The organism is Burkholderia cepacia (assembly GCF_029962485.1).
GTDB lineage: Bacteria > Pseudomonadota > Gammaproteobacteria > Burkholderiales > Burkholderiaceae > Burkholderia.
The window spans coordinates 1,201,179-1,216,090 of sequence record NZ_CP073638.1 but is presented as its reverse complement, the minus strand read 5'-3'; the positions used below and the strand labels follow the sequence as shown (position 1 = coordinate 1,216,090).

Annotated in this window: 12 protein-coding genes; 10 read left to right on the top strand and 2 right to left on the bottom strand. The window is 68.0% G+C overall.

All coding sequences use genetic code 11. The features are described from left to right. The first annotated feature begins 26 nt into the window (after window positions 1–26). Window positions 27–455, top strand: coding sequence for a hypothetical protein (locus KEC55_RS21810; protein ID WP_282510669.1), 429 nt, complete (start codon window positions 27–29; stop codon window positions 453–455). A 48-nt stretch (window positions 456–503) separates the two neighbouring features. Here the strand turns inward: KEC55_RS21810 and KEC55_RS21805 are convergent, their stop codons facing one another. Beyond that, window positions 504–728 (bottom strand): hypothetical protein, encoded by a 225-nt coding sequence (locus KEC55_RS21805; RefSeq protein ID WP_059529934.1) that lies wholly within the window; start codon window positions 726–728, stop codon window positions 504–506. 284 nt (window positions 729–1,012) lie between these two features. Here KEC55_RS21805 and KEC55_RS21800 point away from each other — a divergent pair, with 284 nt between their 5' ends. From KEC55_RS21800 to KEC55_RS21785, 4 genes are all read left to right on the top strand, one after another. Further along, window positions 1,013–1,702: a DUF969 domain-containing protein gene (locus tag KEC55_RS21800; protein ID WP_282510664.1), complete on the top strand. Its 690-nt coding sequence runs from the start codon at window positions 1,013–1,015 to the stop codon at window positions 1,700–1,702. Next, the gene (locus KEC55_RS21795; RefSeq protein ID WP_282510662.1) at window positions 1,699–2,649 is read left to right on the top strand and encodes a DUF979 domain-containing protein; all 951 of its coding nucleotides are present in this window, start codon (window positions 1,699–1,701) and stop codon (window positions 2,647–2,649) included. Before KEC55_RS21800 ends, KEC55_RS21795 begins: the two co-directional genes overlap by 4 nt. A gap of 10 nt (window positions 2,650–2,659) precedes the next feature. Then, a complete protein-coding gene (locus tag KEC55_RS21790) occupies window positions 2,660–3,682 on the top strand; it encodes a DUF2891 domain-containing protein (RefSeq protein WP_282510660.1) in 1,023 nt (340 codons plus the stop codon). A 115-nt stretch (window positions 3,683–3,797) separates the two neighbouring features. Next, window positions 3,798–4,121, top strand: coding sequence for a hypothetical protein (locus KEC55_RS21785; protein ID WP_282510658.1), 324 nt, complete (start codon window positions 3,798–3,800; stop codon window positions 4,119–4,121). A 39-nt stretch (window positions 4,122–4,160) separates the two neighbouring features. Here KEC55_RS21785 and KEC55_RS21780 read toward each other — a convergent pair whose 3' ends face one another. Then, on the bottom strand, window positions 4,161–4,985 hold the full coding sequence (locus tag KEC55_RS21780) for an IclR family transcriptional regulator (RefSeq protein ID WP_282510656.1): 825 nt from the start codon (window positions 4,983–4,985) through the stop codon (window positions 4,161–4,163). Between the two features lie 187 nt (window positions 4,986–5,172). Here KEC55_RS21780 and KEC55_RS21775 point away from each other — a divergent pair, with 187 nt between their 5' ends. From KEC55_RS21775 to KEC55_RS21755, 5 genes are all read left to right on the top strand, one after another. After that, entirely contained in the window at window positions 5,173–6,828 is a 1,656-nt protein-coding gene (locus KEC55_RS21775; RefSeq protein ID WP_282510654.1) for a GMC family oxidoreductase, read from the top strand. 119 nt (window positions 6,829–6,947) lie between these two features. Continuing rightward, window positions 6,948–8,252 (top strand): MFS transporter, encoded by a 1,305-nt coding sequence (locus KEC55_RS21770; protein WP_282510652.1) that lies wholly within the window; start codon window positions 6,948–6,950, stop codon window positions 8,250–8,252. Window positions 8,253–8,716: 464 nt separating this feature from the next. After that, window positions 8,717–10,132 carry an NAD(P)/FAD-dependent oxidoreductase gene (locus KEC55_RS21765; protein ID WP_282510650.1) on the top strand — a complete coding sequence of 472 codons (1,416 nt, stop codon included), beginning with the start codon at window positions 8,717–8,719 and terminating at the stop codon, window positions 10,130–10,132. A 179-nt stretch (window positions 10,133–10,311) separates the two neighbouring features. Further along, the gene (locus KEC55_RS21760) at window positions 10,312–11,736 is read left to right on the top strand and encodes an amino acid permease (protein ID WP_282510648.1); all 1,425 of its coding nucleotides are present in this window, start codon (window positions 10,312–10,314) and stop codon (window positions 11,734–11,736) included. 224 nt (window positions 11,737–11,960) lie between these two features. After that, window positions 11,961–14,897 carry a molybdopterin oxidoreductase family protein gene (locus tag KEC55_RS21755; RefSeq protein ID WP_282510645.1) on the top strand — a complete coding sequence of 979 codons (2,937 nt, stop codon included), beginning with the start codon at window positions 11,961–11,963 and terminating at the stop codon, window positions 14,895–14,897. The last annotated feature ends 15 nt before the right edge of the window (window positions 14,898–14,912 follow it).

Below are 14,912 nucleotides of genomic sequence, written 5' to 3'. Positions count from 1 at the left end.
CGACAAAAAAGAAAGCGGAGAACCGGATGACCGTGCCCGATACCGTACTCGTCAGCCGCGACCCATACGCGCCGGTCGTGATCGAGCGCGACGGCCGGTTGCTGTACCGGATCTGCATAGAAAGCGGGCATGCGTCGTTCCACCGCGAATTTCCGGTCGACCCGGACGCGGTGCGCGTGCTGCGCGACGACGCCGAGCGCTACTACTTCCTGTTCGCGGCGCTTCACCATCCGTACCAGCTGAGCGCGACGAACCTGTCCGACGTGGAGCGCGAACGCTACTTCAGCACGATCCTGCTTGCCGGCCACGACGAGGTCGAGGCCTTCATGACCGAACTGGACCGCGCCGGCAACGGCGCCGTCGCCAACCTGCTGAGGATCTTCACGCAGGCCGACTACCGGCAACTGCGCGCGGGGAGGTGGTTCGGCACGGGGGCCGGCACGCCGGCCGCCTAGCGGGCCGTATCGGGAAGCCGGCCGCGCGGCGGATGCGCGGCCGCATCGTCAATGGCTGCGCGCGTAGCCCTGGATCAGCGCGCGCATCATCCCTTCGACCGTCGCGTCGAGCAGGTCGCCTTCCTGTTCGGCTTCCTCGACGAGCGCGGCATAGGCCGTCGCGAGCGTCACGCGGTCGACTTCATGGCGTTGCTCCATCAGCGTCACCATCCCGTCCTTCGCCAGATGAGCGGAGAACGCGCGGCTGCCGATGGTCTGGAATACGTCAATCATGGCGGCTCTCCCGTCCGTTGCCGATGCTTTCCAGTTTAGTCGGCGGCCATGGGCTCCGCCACGCGCGCCGGCCGGTCGACGAGCCGGCCGCCGTTTCCTCCGATGAAACACCGCCGACACACGGCCCGGGCACGGTATCCGCACGCTTCAACGTTTACCCGAAGCCGCAAATTGTCGACTTTTTATCGATAAAGTCTCGTGTTAGATTTCGCCGTCCGAGCCCGGTCGAAACCGGGCAGGCAGCGCGTTGCCTGGGTGCCGCGCATCCGACACAAGGAGGGGAAATGCTGGTGCTGATTGGGGTGCCGATCGTCGTGATCGGTTTCGCGCTGCGCTTCAATGCGCTGCTGGTGGTCACGATCGCGGGGCTCGCGACGGGGCTCGCGGGCGGGCTGAATCTCGTCGACATCGTCAGTGCGTTCGGCAAGGCGTTCACCGAAAACCGCTACATGGGGCTGATCTGGCTGACGCTGCCGGTGATCGCGCTGCTCGAGCGCAACGGGCTCAAGGAGCAGGCGAAGCGGATGATTTCGCGCGTGCAGGCGGCCACCACGGGCCGCGTGCTGATGCTGTACTTCGTGCTGCGCCAGGCCACGGCCGCGCTGGGCCTCACGTCGCTCGGCGGCCATGCGCAGATGGTGCGGCCGCTGATCGCGCCGATGGCCGAAGCCGCCGCCGTCAGCCGGCACGGCGAGCTGCCCGAGGCGGTGCGCCAGCAGATCCGCGCGCATGCGTCGGGCGTCGACAACGTCGCCGTGTTCTTCGGCGAGGACATCTTCATCGCGATCCAGTCGATCCTGCTGATCAAGGGCTTTCTCGAGCAGAACGGGATTTCGATCGAGCCGCTGCACCTGTCGGTGTGGGCGATCCCGACCGCGATCGCCGCGCTGCTGATCCACTGCACGCGCCTCGCGCTGCTCGACCGCCGGCTGACGCGCGGCTTCGGCCTGGTGAAGCAGGAGGGTGCGCGATGATCGGCCTCGAATCGCTGTACACGCTCGCGGGGCTGATGTTCGCCGCGTTCGCGTGCTTCAACCTGACGGACCGCACGAACCCGCGACGCGTCGTCAATTTCGCGTTCTGGGCGATCTACGCGATCACGTTCCTGTTCGGCGCGCTGCTGCCGCACTTCGTGACGGGCTGCCTCGCGATCGCGCTCGCGGTGATCGCGGGCTCGGGCAAGCTCGGGCGCGGCAAGTCCGACGAAGCAGGCGAAGCGGCGGCGGTGCGGCGCGAGACGCTCGCGCAGCGCTTCGGCAACCGGCTGTTCCTGCCCGCGCTGCTGATTCCGGTCGTCACGCTGATCGGCACGTTCGCGCTGAAGCTCGTGCCGCTCGTCGATCCGAAGAGCGTGACGCTGATCTCGCTCGTGCTCGGCACGATCGTCGCGTTCGTCGTCGCGCTCGCGATGCTGCGCGATTCGCCGGTGCATGCGCTGAAGGAAGCGCGCCACACGATGGACGCGGTCGGCTGGGCCGCGATCCTGCCGCAGATGCTCGCGGCGCTCGGCGCGTTGTTCGCGGTCGCGGGCGTCGGCGGCGTGGTGTCGGGGCTCGTGAGGGACTGGGTGCCGATCGATTCGCCGTTCGCGGTGGTCGCGGCCTACACGGTCGGCATGGCGCTGTTCACGATGATCATGGGCAACGGCTTCGCCGCGTTTCCCGTGATGACGGCCGGCATCGGCCTGCCGCTGATCGTCCACCAGTTCCATGGCAACCCGGCAATCATGGGCGCGATCGGGATGCTGAGCGGCTTCTGCGGTACGCTGATGACGCCGATGGCCGCGAACTTCAACATCGTGCCGGCGGCGCTGCTCGAACTGAAGGACAAGAACGGCGTGATCAAGGCGCAGTGGCCGACAGCCGTGCTGCTGCTCGCCGTGAACACGCTGCTGATGTATGCGTTCGTATTCCGCTTCTGACGAGATGCCCATGACCGACCGACTCACCCCCGAACTCGCCTCGAAATTCGCGTCGCTCGCGCTCGCGCACCTGACCCGCGAATATCCAAACAAGCTCACGCATTCGCTCGAAGGCCCGCACGACGTGCAGGGGCCGCGCGCGCTGCACCCGATCTTCTACGGCAGCTACGACTGGCACTCGTGCGTGCACGGCTACTGGCTCGTGCTGAGCGTGCTCGAACGGTACCCGGCATTGCCGGAGGCCGAACGCATCGTCGCGACCGTCGATGCGCATTTCACCGAAGCGAACGTGGCCGGCGAGCGCGCGTATCTCGCGCTGCCGCACAACAGCGGCTTCGAGCGGCCATACGGCTGGGCATGGTTGCTCGCGCTATCCGCGCAGCTCGAGCGGCTCGCGCTGAAGGGCGCGCTGCCGCAGGCCGCGCGCTGGGCGAAGACGATGGCGCCGCTCACCGACCTGTTCGTGTCGCGCTTCGAAACCTTCCTGCCGAAAGCGACCTATCCGCTGCGCGTGGGCACGCACTTCAACACCGCATTCGCGCTGGCGCTCACGCTCGACTTCGCGCGCGACACACAGCGCGACGGGCTCGCGGCGCTGATCGTCGATACCGCGAAGCGCTGGCACCTGAACGATGTCGCGTGCCAGGCGTGGGAGCCGTCGGGCGACGAATTCCTGTCGCCCGCGCTGATGGAGGCCGAGCTGATGCGGCGCGTGCTGCCGGCCGCCGAATTCGACGGCTGGTTCGCGCGCTTCCTGCCCGATCTCGCGCGCGGCGAACCTGCGACGCTGTTCGAGCCGGCGACGGTCAGCGATCGCAGCGACGGCAAGATCGCGCACCTCGACGGGCTGAACCTGAGCCGCGCATGGTGTCAGCGCGCGCTCGCCGGTGCGCTGCCGGAAGGCGATGCGCGGCGCGCGAAGCTGCTCGACGCGGCCAGCCGGCATCTCGCGAGCGCGCTCGCGCACGTGGCCGGCGACTACATGGGCGAGCACTGGCTCGCGACATTCGCGTTGCTCGCGCTCGACGCGTAGCGCGCGAAACCCCGCCGGCGGCAAGGTCTTCGGCGCGCGGCTATACTCGCCGCTCGGGCCGTTTCGCGCAGCATGCGTTGCGCGAAACGGCCATCCGCCAGTTCGCCGCCTCGCCATGGACAAGCTCATTGCCTATGTCGCCGCGATCCACGGGCTCGCCGGCCCGGTGCAGATCGTGTCGCATGAAACATCGCACGACCGCTGGACCGACGACGACGTCGAGGTCACGCGCGACGAAACCGAATACCGCTTCGACAACGGCGCGATCGTGCGCCGCTCGGTCGAGCAGGACCGCGCACCGTCCGACCTGCTGTGCGCCGAATGCTGGATCGACTACGACGTGCTCCATCATCCCGATGCGCAGCCGATCAGCCCGTCGCGGCTGACGTTCGACAACGCGTGCCGGGAAACCTTCTGGCTGCGTTATCACCTTGCGTGACCGGGCGACCGCTTGAAGGCGTGACCGCACGCGGGCGCCTCAACCCGGCTGCGCACCCTCTGCCGCATGCAGCAGCGGCGCCAGCCGCGTGGCCGCGTCGCGCATCTTCGGCACGTTCTCCAGCAGGTCGTTGAGCGTCGCGCGCGCGGTCGGCGCGTGCACGGCAAGCGCCGCGAGCACGCGGCCGCTCGCGGCATCCTTCACCGGCACCGCGACGGCCACCATCCCGCGCACGAATTCCTCGTTGTCGATCCCGACACCGCGCGCGGCGAGCCGGTCGAGCTCGGCGGCGAGCAATTGCGCATCGGTCAGCGTCCGGTAGGTCATCTTCTTCAACGTGAGCCGCGCGAGCATCGCGTTGCGCTCCAGCGCATTCATCTGCGACAGGAACAGCTTGCCGCTCGCCGTGCAATGCAGCGGCACGCGCATGCCGGGCCGCATTTCGAGCCTCAACGGCTCGGTGGTCTCGACGCGTTCGACGTATAGCACCGTGTCGCCGTCGAGTGCGGTGAGGTTGCAGGTCTCGCCGAGCACGTCGACGAGCGCGCGCAGCACCGACCGGCAGCCGCGCGTGAAGGTGTTGTTCGACAACGCGGCGAGCGCGAACTGGGCGGCGCGCGGGCCGAGCGCGATGCCGCGATCGTGGCCGCGCGAGTCGGGCATGTGAATCACGTAGCCGCGCGCTTCGAGCGACTCGATCAGGCGCAGCAGCGTCGCCTTCGGGATGTGCAGCCGTGCGGAAAGCTGCGACAGCGTGTACGGCTGTCCGGCCGATGCCAGCGCTTCGAGCACGGCAAGCGCACGCAGCACGCGTGCGTCGTCGGCGGGCGCGCCGTCGGGCGGCGCGGGGGCGGTGTCGCGCATCTGTCTCCTCCGTCGGGATCGGCGTGCGTCCCGGGATGGTTGTGTCCGGCAGAAATGAAACGAATTGAACGGTTTTTGTACCACATTCGTGGCGTGGACAATAAATCGGCTTGTACGCGTGCCGTGCGCTCCATAAATTTGGACGAAACATACCGGATTTTTCTCATACCCGGAACGGAGACACGGAATGACACGCAGCTTCGACTATGTCGTGGTCGGCGCGGGATCGGCCGGTTGCGTCCTCGCCAACCGGCTGTCCGACGGCGGCCGCCATACGGTGTGCCTGCTGGAAGCCGGCCCCGCCGACAACTACATGTGGATTCATGTGCCGATCGGCTATGGCAAGACGATGTTCCATCCCGTCTACAACTGGGGCTTCCATACCGATCCCGACCCGAACATGCACAACCGCCGCCTGTACTGGCCGCGCGGCCGCACGCTCGGCGGCTGCAGCTCGATCAACGGGTTGATCTACGTACGCGGGCAGCAGCAGGACTACGACCACTGGGCCGCGCTCGGCAATCGCGGCTGGAGCTGGCGCGAGTGCCTGCCGTATTTCCGCAAGCTCGAACACAACACGCTCGGCGACGGGCCGACGCGCGGCACCGGCGGCCCGCTGTGGGCGTCGGCGATCCGGCAGCGGCACGAACTCGTCGATGCGTTCGTTGCCGCGTCGAACCGGCTCGGCGTGCGCACGGTCGACGATTTCAACACGGGCGACCAGGAGGGCGTTGGCTATTACCAGCTCACGACGCGCAACGGGTTGCGTTGTTCGACGGCCGTCGCGTATCTGAAGCCTGCTCGCGGGCGGCCGAACCGGCATGTCGAAACCGACGCGCAGGCGCTGAAGGTGCTGTTCGACGGTGCGCAGGCGTCCGGCGTGCGCTACGTGCAGCACGGCAAGGTGCACGAGGTGCGCGCGCTGCGCGAGGTGATCCTCGCGGCCGGCGCGCTGCAGTCGCCGCAGTTGCTGCAGGTGTCGGGGGTCGGGCCGGCGGCGCTGCTGGACCGGCACGGGATTCCGGTCGTCGCCGATCGCAAGGGGGTCGGCGAGAACCTGCAGGATCATCTGCAGGTGCGCTTGATCTACGAGGTGACGAAGCCGATCACGACCAACGACGAGCTGCATTCGTGGGTCGGCCGCGCGAAGATGGGGCTGCAATGGGCGCTGTTCCGCGGCGGCCCGCTCGCGATCGGCATCAACCAGGGCGGGATGTTCTGCCGCGCGTTGCCCGACGAATCGGCGACGCCCGACATCCAGTTCCATTTCTCGACGCTGTCGGCCGATTCGGCGGGCGGCAGCGTGCATCCGTTTCCGGGTTGCACGTATTCGATTTGCCAGCTGCGGCCCGAATCGCGCGGCACCGTGCGGATTCGCACCGACGATGCGCGCGACGCGCCGTCGATCCAGCCGAACTATCTCGACACCGAGCGCGACCGCCGCACGACGGTCGCCGGTGTGCGCTTCGCACGGCGTGTCGCGGCCACGGAGCCGATGGCGCCGCTGATGAAGCGCGAGGTACGGCCCGGCGCGGACGCGCAGACGGACGACGAGCTGCTCGAATTCTGCCGCGAATACGGGCAGACGATCTTCCATCCGTCCGGCACCGCGAAAATGGGCGTCGCGAGCGATCCGCTCGCGGTCGTCGACGAGCGGCTGCGCGTGTACGGCACGCGCGGGCTGCGGGTGGTCGACTGTTCGATCATGCCGACGCTCGTATCGGGCAATACCAACGTGCCGATCGTGATGGTCGCCGAGAAGGCGTCCGACATGATTCTCGAGGACGCGCGCGAGGCCGATCGCGGCCGCAGCGTCGCGCCGGCCGCCGAGGCAGTCGCATAGGACGGGGCGCCCGCGCGGCCCGTGCTCCTGCGCCCGGACGGCCGCCGCGCGCTCATCGATGCCCCCGCCGGCACGGCGCCGGGGCAGGTTGCGGCGCATCCTTACCTGGAGAAGCTCGCATGGCAATCGATTCCCGGGTCGTCCGACGCGTGGCCGCGGCCAGCGTGATCGGCGCGACCGTCGAGTGGTACGACTTTTTCCTGTACGGCGTGGTCGCCGGCATCGTGTTCGACAAGCAGTACTTTCCGGCCGGCGATGCATTCGTGTCGACCATGCTCGCCTATGCGACGTTCGCGGTCGGCTTCGTCACGCGACCGCTGGGCGGCTTGCTGTTCGGCCATCTCGGCGACCGCGTCGGGCGCAAGTCCGCGCTGATCCTGACGATGCTGATCATGGGCGTGTCGACGGCCGGCGTCGCGTTCCTGCCGACCTACGCGCAGATCGGCATGTGGGCGCCGGTGCTGCTGCTGACGCTGCGCGTGTTGCAGGGCATCGGCCTCGGCGGCGAGTGGGGCGGCGCGGTGCTGATGGCGTACGAATACGCGCCGCCGCACCGGCGCGGGCTGTATGCGAGCCTGCCACAGATCGGCCTTGCGATTGGGCTGTGTCTCGCGGCCGGCGTCGTCGCGGTGCTGTCGCGTGCGCTGCCGGACGCCGCGTTCCTCGCGTGGGGCTGGCGCGTCGCCTTCGCGGCGTCGCTGCTGCTCGTGGCGGTCGGCTTCTACATCCGCACGCGCGTGGCCGACACGCCCGAGTTCGTCGCGCTCAAGCGCCAGCGGCGCGACACGAAGTTGCCGGTCGTCGAGCTGCTCGCCAACTATCGGCAAGCCATCCTGCTCGGGATGGGCGCGCGTTATATCGACGGCGTGTTCTTCAACGTGTTCGCGGTGTTCTCGATCGGCTACATGACGCGCAACCTGTCGATCTCGCGCGGCGATGCGCTGCTCGGCGTGATGAGCGCGGCGGTCGTGATGTGCGTGTTCATCCCGGTTTTCGGCGGCCTGTCGGACCGGCTCGGCCGCGCACGCGTGTACCGGTGGGGCGCGACGCTATGCGGGCTGTCGGTGCTGCCCGCGTTCTGGCTGCTGCAGACGCAGTCGACGAACCTGCTCGCCGTGTGGCTCGCGCTGGTGATCCCGTTCGGGATCTTCTACGCGATGGCGTACGGGCCGGAGGCCGCGCTGTTCGCGGAGCTGTTCGATGCGAACGTGCGGTACACGGGCATTTCGTTCGTCTACCAGGTGTCGGGCATTTTCGCGAGCGGCCTCACGCCGATCGTCGCGACCGCATTGCTGCGCGTGAACGGCGGGGCACCGTGGCTCGTCGGGGTTTACGTGATGTTGTCTGCACTCCTGTCGATCGTGTCGGCGCGGGCGATCGAGAAGCGCGATGCGATGGCGGGCGTCGCGGTGCGCGCGATGTGACGACGACAGGATGGGGCGCGGCGCGGGGGCGTATCGACGGCGCGGTCGTCGGCGAGCGCCGCGCCCGTGCCCGTGCCCGTGCCGCTGACCGTTGTCGTCAGCCGGTCGTCCGGTGCCGCCCGCCGTTCGACGTCCCGGCGGTGTCAGGCCCGCGCAGCGGCCACTGCCGATCGTCACACACCACCGGTTGCCTGCGTTCGGCACCCCTGCGCGCTGGTCCAAGCGAATCCGGTCCACTGGCCCTACCTGCGAAAAATCGGCCTGCCTACACTTGCCTCGACAGATCGCCGCATTGAAGCATCTGCACACGATCGACCCGAAGAGCACGATCAGGAGACAGGCATGACCTACAGGCAGTCGGCAGCATTCGCTCGCGCCGCATGCGCGCGCCCCGCATCAGTCAGTCGAATCGCCTCGTGCGCCCGTTGCGGCGCAGCAGGCTCGCCCGCGTCGGAGGGTTGATCATGTCGACGCCTTCCATCGAACGCACCGCGAGCGGTTTTGCCGGCGGCCGGCCGAACGATACGCGTTACGACCCGACCTACGATCCGCTCGTGTCGCCGGGCCCAGGGTGCGGCAGGCAGTACGCGCCGACCTACTGGGTCGCGACGGCCGGCACGCTGCCGCCCGACGACGGCCCCGTCACGCGCGATCTCGATGTCGACGTCGCGATCATCGGCGCCGGCTACACGGGGCTCGCGACCGCGCTGTGCCTCGCGCGGGATCACGGCATCAAGGCTGTCGTGCTCGAGGCCAACCGCACGAGCTGGGGCTGCAGCAGCCGCAACGGCGGGCAGGGGCAGAACGCGTCGGGCCGGCTGTCGCGCTCGCAGTGGATCGAGCGCTGGGGCAAGGATGTCGCGCTGAAGATGCACGACGAGATCCTCGAAGGCTTCGAAAACTTCAAGTCGCTCGTGTCGGAAATCGACTGCGATCCGCAGCCGGGCGGCCATTTCCTGATCGCCCATCGCCCGCGCATCATGGCGAAGCTCGCGGCCGAGGCGAAGGTGTGGAAGGACGTGTTCGGCTATCCGTCCGAACTGCTGAGCGCGGAAACCTTCCGCCGCGAATTCATCAACGACCACGAGGCGGCCGGCGCGCTGCACGAGCCCGAAGGCATCGGCATCCATGCGCTGAAGCTCGCGTTCGGCTACCTGCGTCTTGCGCGCGAAGCCGGTGCGAAAGTGCATACGAGCAGCCCCGTGCTCGGTTTCGAGACGATCGACGGCGTGCATCATCTGCGTACGCCGGGCGGCGTCGTGCGGGCCCGTGCAGTGGGCATCGCGACCGGCGCATACACCGCGCAGACGCTGCATCCGTCGCTGCGCAGCAAGGTGATGCCGATCCTGTCGAATTCGATGGTCACACGGCCGCTCATCGACGCCGAGATCGAAGCGTGCAATTTCCGCACGACGCAGGTGCTGACCGATACGCGCACGCTGCGCTTCTACTATCGTTTCCTGCCCGATCGCCGCTTGCAGATCGGCAGCCGCAGCGCGATCACCGGCGACGATGCGCCGAACCCGCGCCATTTCGAATTGCTGAAGGAAGGGATGGCGCGCAAGTTTCCCGCGCTGCGCGGCGTGGAGATCGATTATTCGTGGTGGGGCTGGGTCGACGTGAGCCACGACATGATGCCGCGCGTGTGCCAGCCCGATCCGCGGCAGTCGGTGTATTACGCGCTCGGCTATGGCGGCAACGGCGTGTCGTACTCGCAGCAGGCCGGCCGCCGGCTCGCCGAGCAGATCGCGGGGAAGGGTGCACGCCAGACGCTGCCGATCTTCACGTCGCCGCTGCCGGGCCACCCGTTCGCGCCGTTCCGGCGCCTCGGGCAGCGAATGCTCTACGTGTCGTACTTCAGGAACGACGAGAAACCCTGAACGCGGTGCATCACGCCCGGCGAGAGCGCGTTCGCGCCGGGCCGTCCAACACAAGAAAAGCAACAGAAATCCGTGCGGCCGGGGCTGCAGGCGCCCCTGCACGCGCCGTCGCCGGCGGCGCTCGCGTTCACCCGACGGTGATGCGCGGGCGGTGCCGGACAACTGGATATGGAGAAGACATGCAACCCTCGATGGAACAGAGTGACCTGAAATGTGGGCTCAAGCAGCGCCACATGACGATGATCGCGCTTGGCGGCGTGATCGGTGCCGGGCTGTTCGTCGGCAGCGGCGTGGTGATTCAGCAGACCGGGCCGGCCGCGATCCTGTCGTTCCTGATCACGGGCGGGCTGGTCGTGCTCGTGATGCGGATGCTCGGCGAGATGGCGTGCGCGATGCCGGCCGTCGGCTCGTTCTACGAATACGCGCGGCTCGCGTTCGGCAACTGGCGCGGCCCCGGCAAGATGGCGGGTTTCCTGACCGGCTGGATGTACTGGTATTTCTGGGTGATCGTCGTCGCGCTCGAAGCGGTGGCGGGCGCGAAGCTGATCCAGTTCTGGCTGCCCGACACACCGGCGTGGATCATCAGCCTCGCGCTGCTGGTCGTGCTGACGCTCACGAACCTGATCTCGGTCGGCAGCTACGGCGAGTTCGAATTCTGGTTCTCGTCGATCAAGGTCGGTGCGATCGTCGTGTTCCTGTTCCTCGGCGGCCTCTACGTGCTCGGCCTGTGGCCCGCGTCGATGCACACGACGGCCGTGCTGCCGACGCTGCTCGGCCACGGCGGCTTCATGCCGCTCGGCATCGGGCCGGTGATGAGCGGGGCGGTCGCGGCTACCGGCTTCTACTTCGGCGCTGAAATCGTCACGATCGCGGCGGCGGAGGCGAAGGAGCCGGCCAAGGCCGTCGCGAAGGCAACCAACTCGGTGATCACGCGCGTGCTGGTGTTCTACGTCGGGTCGGTCGCGCTGGTCGTCGCGCTGGTGCCGTGGAATTCCGCGCAGATGGCGACGCCGTACGTGAGCGCGCTGGAAGTGATGGGCCTGCCGGCCGCCGCCAACGTGATGAACGCGATCGTGCTGACGGCCGTGCTGTCCGCACTGAACTCGGGCCTGTATGCGGCATCGCGGATGCTGTTCGCGCTGACTCGCCACGGCGACGCGCCGGCCGCGCTCGCGAAGGTCAACAAGCGCGGCGTGCCGGTGCGGGCGATCCTGCTCGGCACGGTGTTCGGCTACGTGTCGGTCGTGATGTCGTACGTGTCGCCCGACACCGTGTTCGCGTTCCTCGTCAATTCGTACGGCACCGTCGCGCTGTTCGTGTACGTGCTGATCGCGTTCTCGCAACTGCGCCTGCGCAAGCGTCTCGACCCGGTGGCCGCCGGCAAGCTGCGCGTCAAGATGTGGGCGTATCCGTACCTGACCTGGGTCGCGATCGTCGGCATGATCGGCATCCTCGTCGCGATGGCGTTCATTCCGGACCAGCGCAAGCCGCTGTGGCTCGGCGTCGCGAGCCTCGGCGTGCTGGTCGTCGCGTACGGCCTGACGCGCCGCAGCCGCCGCGAGCATCTGGACGAAAGTGAGCTGCTGGCGTATCCGCCGCGGTAACGGGCGGTAATACCTGACGCCGAAGGCCCGGTGCGCGCGCCGGGCCTTCGCGCGTGCGGGCACGGCGGCGATCCGATGGATGGCGGGGCCAACTATCGGGTCGACCGATAGGACCGATCAGAGGATGCGACTTTATGTCGGCCGCCTGCCGGCATAGCATGGATGAACCGATTCACGGGTGCGCCCCGGCGGGGCGCGCCGTCATCCGCGAACGAGGACAGACGATGGAACATCGGGCACGCGAGCGCGACGAGCAGGCCGAGATCAAGACGACGACCTGCTACATGTGCGCATGCCGCTGCGGCATCCGCGTACACCTGCGCGACGGCGAGGTGCGCTATATCGACGGCAATCCGCAGCATCCGCTGAACCAGGGCGTCATCTGCGCGAAAGGTTCGTCGGGAATCATGAAGCAGTATTCGCCCGCGCGGCTCACGCAGCCGCTGATGCGCAAGCCGGGCGCCGAGCGCGGCGACGCGCAGTTCGAGCCCGTGTCGTGGGAGGTCGCGTTCGACGTGCTCGAAAAGCGCCTGTCGCACCTGCGCGCGACTGATCCGAAGCGCTTCGCGCTGTTTACCGGCCGCGACCAGATGCAGGCGCTCACGGGCCTGTTCGCGAAACAGTTCGGCACGCCGAACTATGCGGCGCACGGCGGGTTCTGCTCGGCGAACATGGCGGCCGGGATGATCTACACGATCGGCGGCTCGTTCTGGGAGTTCGGCGGGCCCGATCTCGACCACGCGAAGCTGTTCTTCATGATCGGCACCGCGGAGGATCACCATTCGAATCCACTGAAGATCGCGCTCGGCAAGTTCAAGCGCGCGGGCGGCCGTTTCATCGCGATCAATCCGGTGCGCACCGGTTACGCGGCGATCGCCGACGAATGGATTCCGATCCGCCCCGGCACCGACGGCGCGCTGTTCATGGCGCTGATGCACGAGTTGATCGCGCGCGACGCGTTTGACCTGGAGTTCGTGTCGCGCTTCACGAACGCCGGCGAACTGATCGACCTGCGCGCCGATGCCGAAACCTCCGGGCTGTTCGTGCGCGATGCCGGCGCGCCGGAGGTCAACGCGCTGTATCCGCAGAACCGGATGTGGTGGGACACGAAGACGAACCGCGCGGTGCTGCACCACACGGAGGGCGCCGAGCCGGCGCTCGACGGCCGCTACACACTCGACGACGGCACGCCCGTCGCGCCGTCGTTCACGCTGCTGCGCGAACAGGTAGCCGACTGCACGCCCGAATGGGCGGCCGACATCACCGGCATCGCGGCCGACACGATCCGCCGCCTCGCCCGCGAGATGGAGACGGTCGCGCGCGAGCACGCAATCGAATTGCCGGTGCGCTGGACCGATTCATGGGGCAAGGAGCATGCGACAGTGAAGGGCGTGCCGATCGCGTTCCATGCGATGCGCGGGCTCGCCGCGCATTCGAACGGTTTCCAGACGATCCGTGCGCTCGCCGTGCTGATGTCGCTGCTCGGCACGATCGACCGGCCGGGCGGTTTCCGCCACAAGGCGCCATATCCGCGCGCGGTGCCGCCGTCGGCGAAACCGCCGAACGACCCGGCCCAGATCAGGCCGAACACGCCGCTCGCGACCGGCCCGCTCGGCTGGCCGGCCGGCCCCGAGGATCTGTTCGTCCATCCGGACGGCACGCCTGCGCGGCTCGACAAGGCGTTCTCGTGGGAATACCCGCTCGCGGTGCACGGGCTCATGCATTCGGTGATCACCAATGCGTGGCGCGGCGATCCCTATCCGATCGACACGCTGCTGATCTTCATGGCCAACATGGCGTGGAATTCGTCGATGAACACGACGGAAGTGCGCAAGATGCTGGTCGACAAGCGCGAGGACGGCGAATACCGGATTCCGTTCCTGGTCGTGTGCGATGCCTTCGCGTCTGAGATGACGGCGTTCGCCGACCTGATCCTGCCCGACACGACCTACCTCGAACGGCACGACGTGATGTCGGTGCTCGACCGGCCGATCTCCGAATTCGACGGGCCGGTCGATTCGGTGCGCGTGCCGGTCGTGCCGCCGACCGGCGAATGCAAGCCGTTCCAGGAAGTGCTGATCGAACTCGCGAGCCGGCTGAAGTTTCCGGCCTTCACGACGGCGGACGGGCAGCGCAAGTACCGCGACTATCCCGATTTCGTCATCAATTTCCAGACCGCGCCGAATTCGGGCACCGGTTTCCTGATCGGCTGGCGCGGCAAGGACGGCGACAAGGCCGTCGTCGGCGAGCCGAACCCCGACCAGTGGAAGCGTTACGCGGAGAACAACTGCGTGTACCACCACCGGCTGCCGGAGCCGTTGCAGTACATGCGCAACTGCAACGGCCCGTACATGCAGTGGGCGGTCGACAACGGGATGCGCAAGTTCGGCGTGCCGATCGTGATCCAGCTGTACTCGGACGTGATGCAGAAATTCCGGCTCGCCGCGCAGGGCCGCACGTCGGGCCGCCAGCCGCCCGACCATCTGCGCGAGCGCATCGCGCGCTACTTCGACCCGCTGCCGTTCTGGCATCGCTCGCTCGAAAGCGGGTTGACCGATGCGGGCCGCTATCCGCTCGCGGCGATCACGCAGCGGCCGATGGCGATGTACCACTCGTGGGATTCGCAGAACGCGTGGCTGCGGCAGATCCACGGCGAGAACCACCTGTTCGTGAACCCGGTGACGGCCGCCGCGCAGCAGATCGACGACGGCGCGTGGATCTACGTCGAATCGCCGTGGGGCAAGGTGCGGTGCCGCGCGCGCTACAGCGAGGCCGTGGAGCCGGGCACCGTGTGGACGTGGAACGCGATCGGCAAGGCGTCGGGCGCGTGGAATCTCGGCCCGGACGCGGGTGAATCGCAGCGCGGCTTCCTGCTCAATCACGTGATCACCGACGAACTGCCGGATGCGGCGCGAGACGGTGCGCGCGTATCGAACTCCGATCCCGTCACGGGGCAGGCCGGTTGGTACGACGTGCAGGTGCGGATCTATCCGGCCGAAGCCGATGCGGCGACGACGCTGCCGCAATTCGCGCCGATGCCGGCGCTGCCCGGCACGCCGCGCGTGCTGCAGCGCGTGCAGGCGTATTTCGCGGGAACCGGCGCATTCGCCGCGCGGCTGCGGCGCGCGGCGTCCCCCGGTCCGAAACCAGACGACCGTTGATCGAAGGAGCACGAC

Coding starts and splice junctions, on each gene's coding strand:
- KEC55_RS21775 (WP_282510654.1), top strand. CDS start 5,173: ATGACACGCAGCTTCGACTATGTCGTGGTCGGCGCGGGATCGGCCGGT.
- KEC55_RS21810 (WP_282510669.1), top strand. CDS start 27: ATGACCGTGCCCGATACCGTACTCGTCAGCCGCGACCCATACGCGCCG.
- KEC55_RS21780 (WP_282510656.1), bottom strand. CDS start 4,985: ATGCGCGACACCGCCCCCGCGCCGCCCGACGGCGCGCCCGCCGACGAC.
- KEC55_RS21805 (WP_059529934.1), bottom strand. CDS start 728: ATGATTGACGTATTCCAGACCATCGGCAGCCGCGCGTTCTCCGCTCAT.
- KEC55_RS21790 (WP_282510660.1), top strand. CDS start 2,660: ATGACCGACCGACTCACCCCCGAACTCGCCTCGAAATTCGCGTCGCTC.
- KEC55_RS21765 (WP_282510650.1), top strand. CDS start 8,717: ATGTCGACGCCTTCCATCGAACGCACCGCGAGCGGTTTTGCCGGCGGC.
- KEC55_RS21800 (WP_282510664.1), top strand. CDS start 1,013: ATGCTGGTGCTGATTGGGGTGCCGATCGTCGTGATCGGTTTCGCGCTG.
- KEC55_RS21795 (WP_282510662.1), top strand. CDS start 1,699: ATGATCGGCCTCGAATCGCTGTACACGCTCGCGGGGCTGATGTTCGCC.
- KEC55_RS21760 (WP_282510648.1), top strand. CDS start 10,312: ATGCAACCCTCGATGGAACAGAGTGACCTGAAATGTGGGCTCAAGCAG.
- KEC55_RS21785 (WP_282510658.1), top strand. CDS start 3,798: ATGGACAAGCTCATTGCCTATGTCGCCGCGATCCACGGGCTCGCCGGC.
- KEC55_RS21770 (WP_282510652.1), top strand. CDS start 6,948: ATGGCAATCGATTCCCGGGTCGTCCGACGCGTGGCCGCGGCCAGCGTG.
- KEC55_RS21755 (WP_282510645.1), top strand. CDS start 11,961: ATGGAACATCGGGCACGCGAGCGCGACGAGCAGGCCGAGATCAAGACG.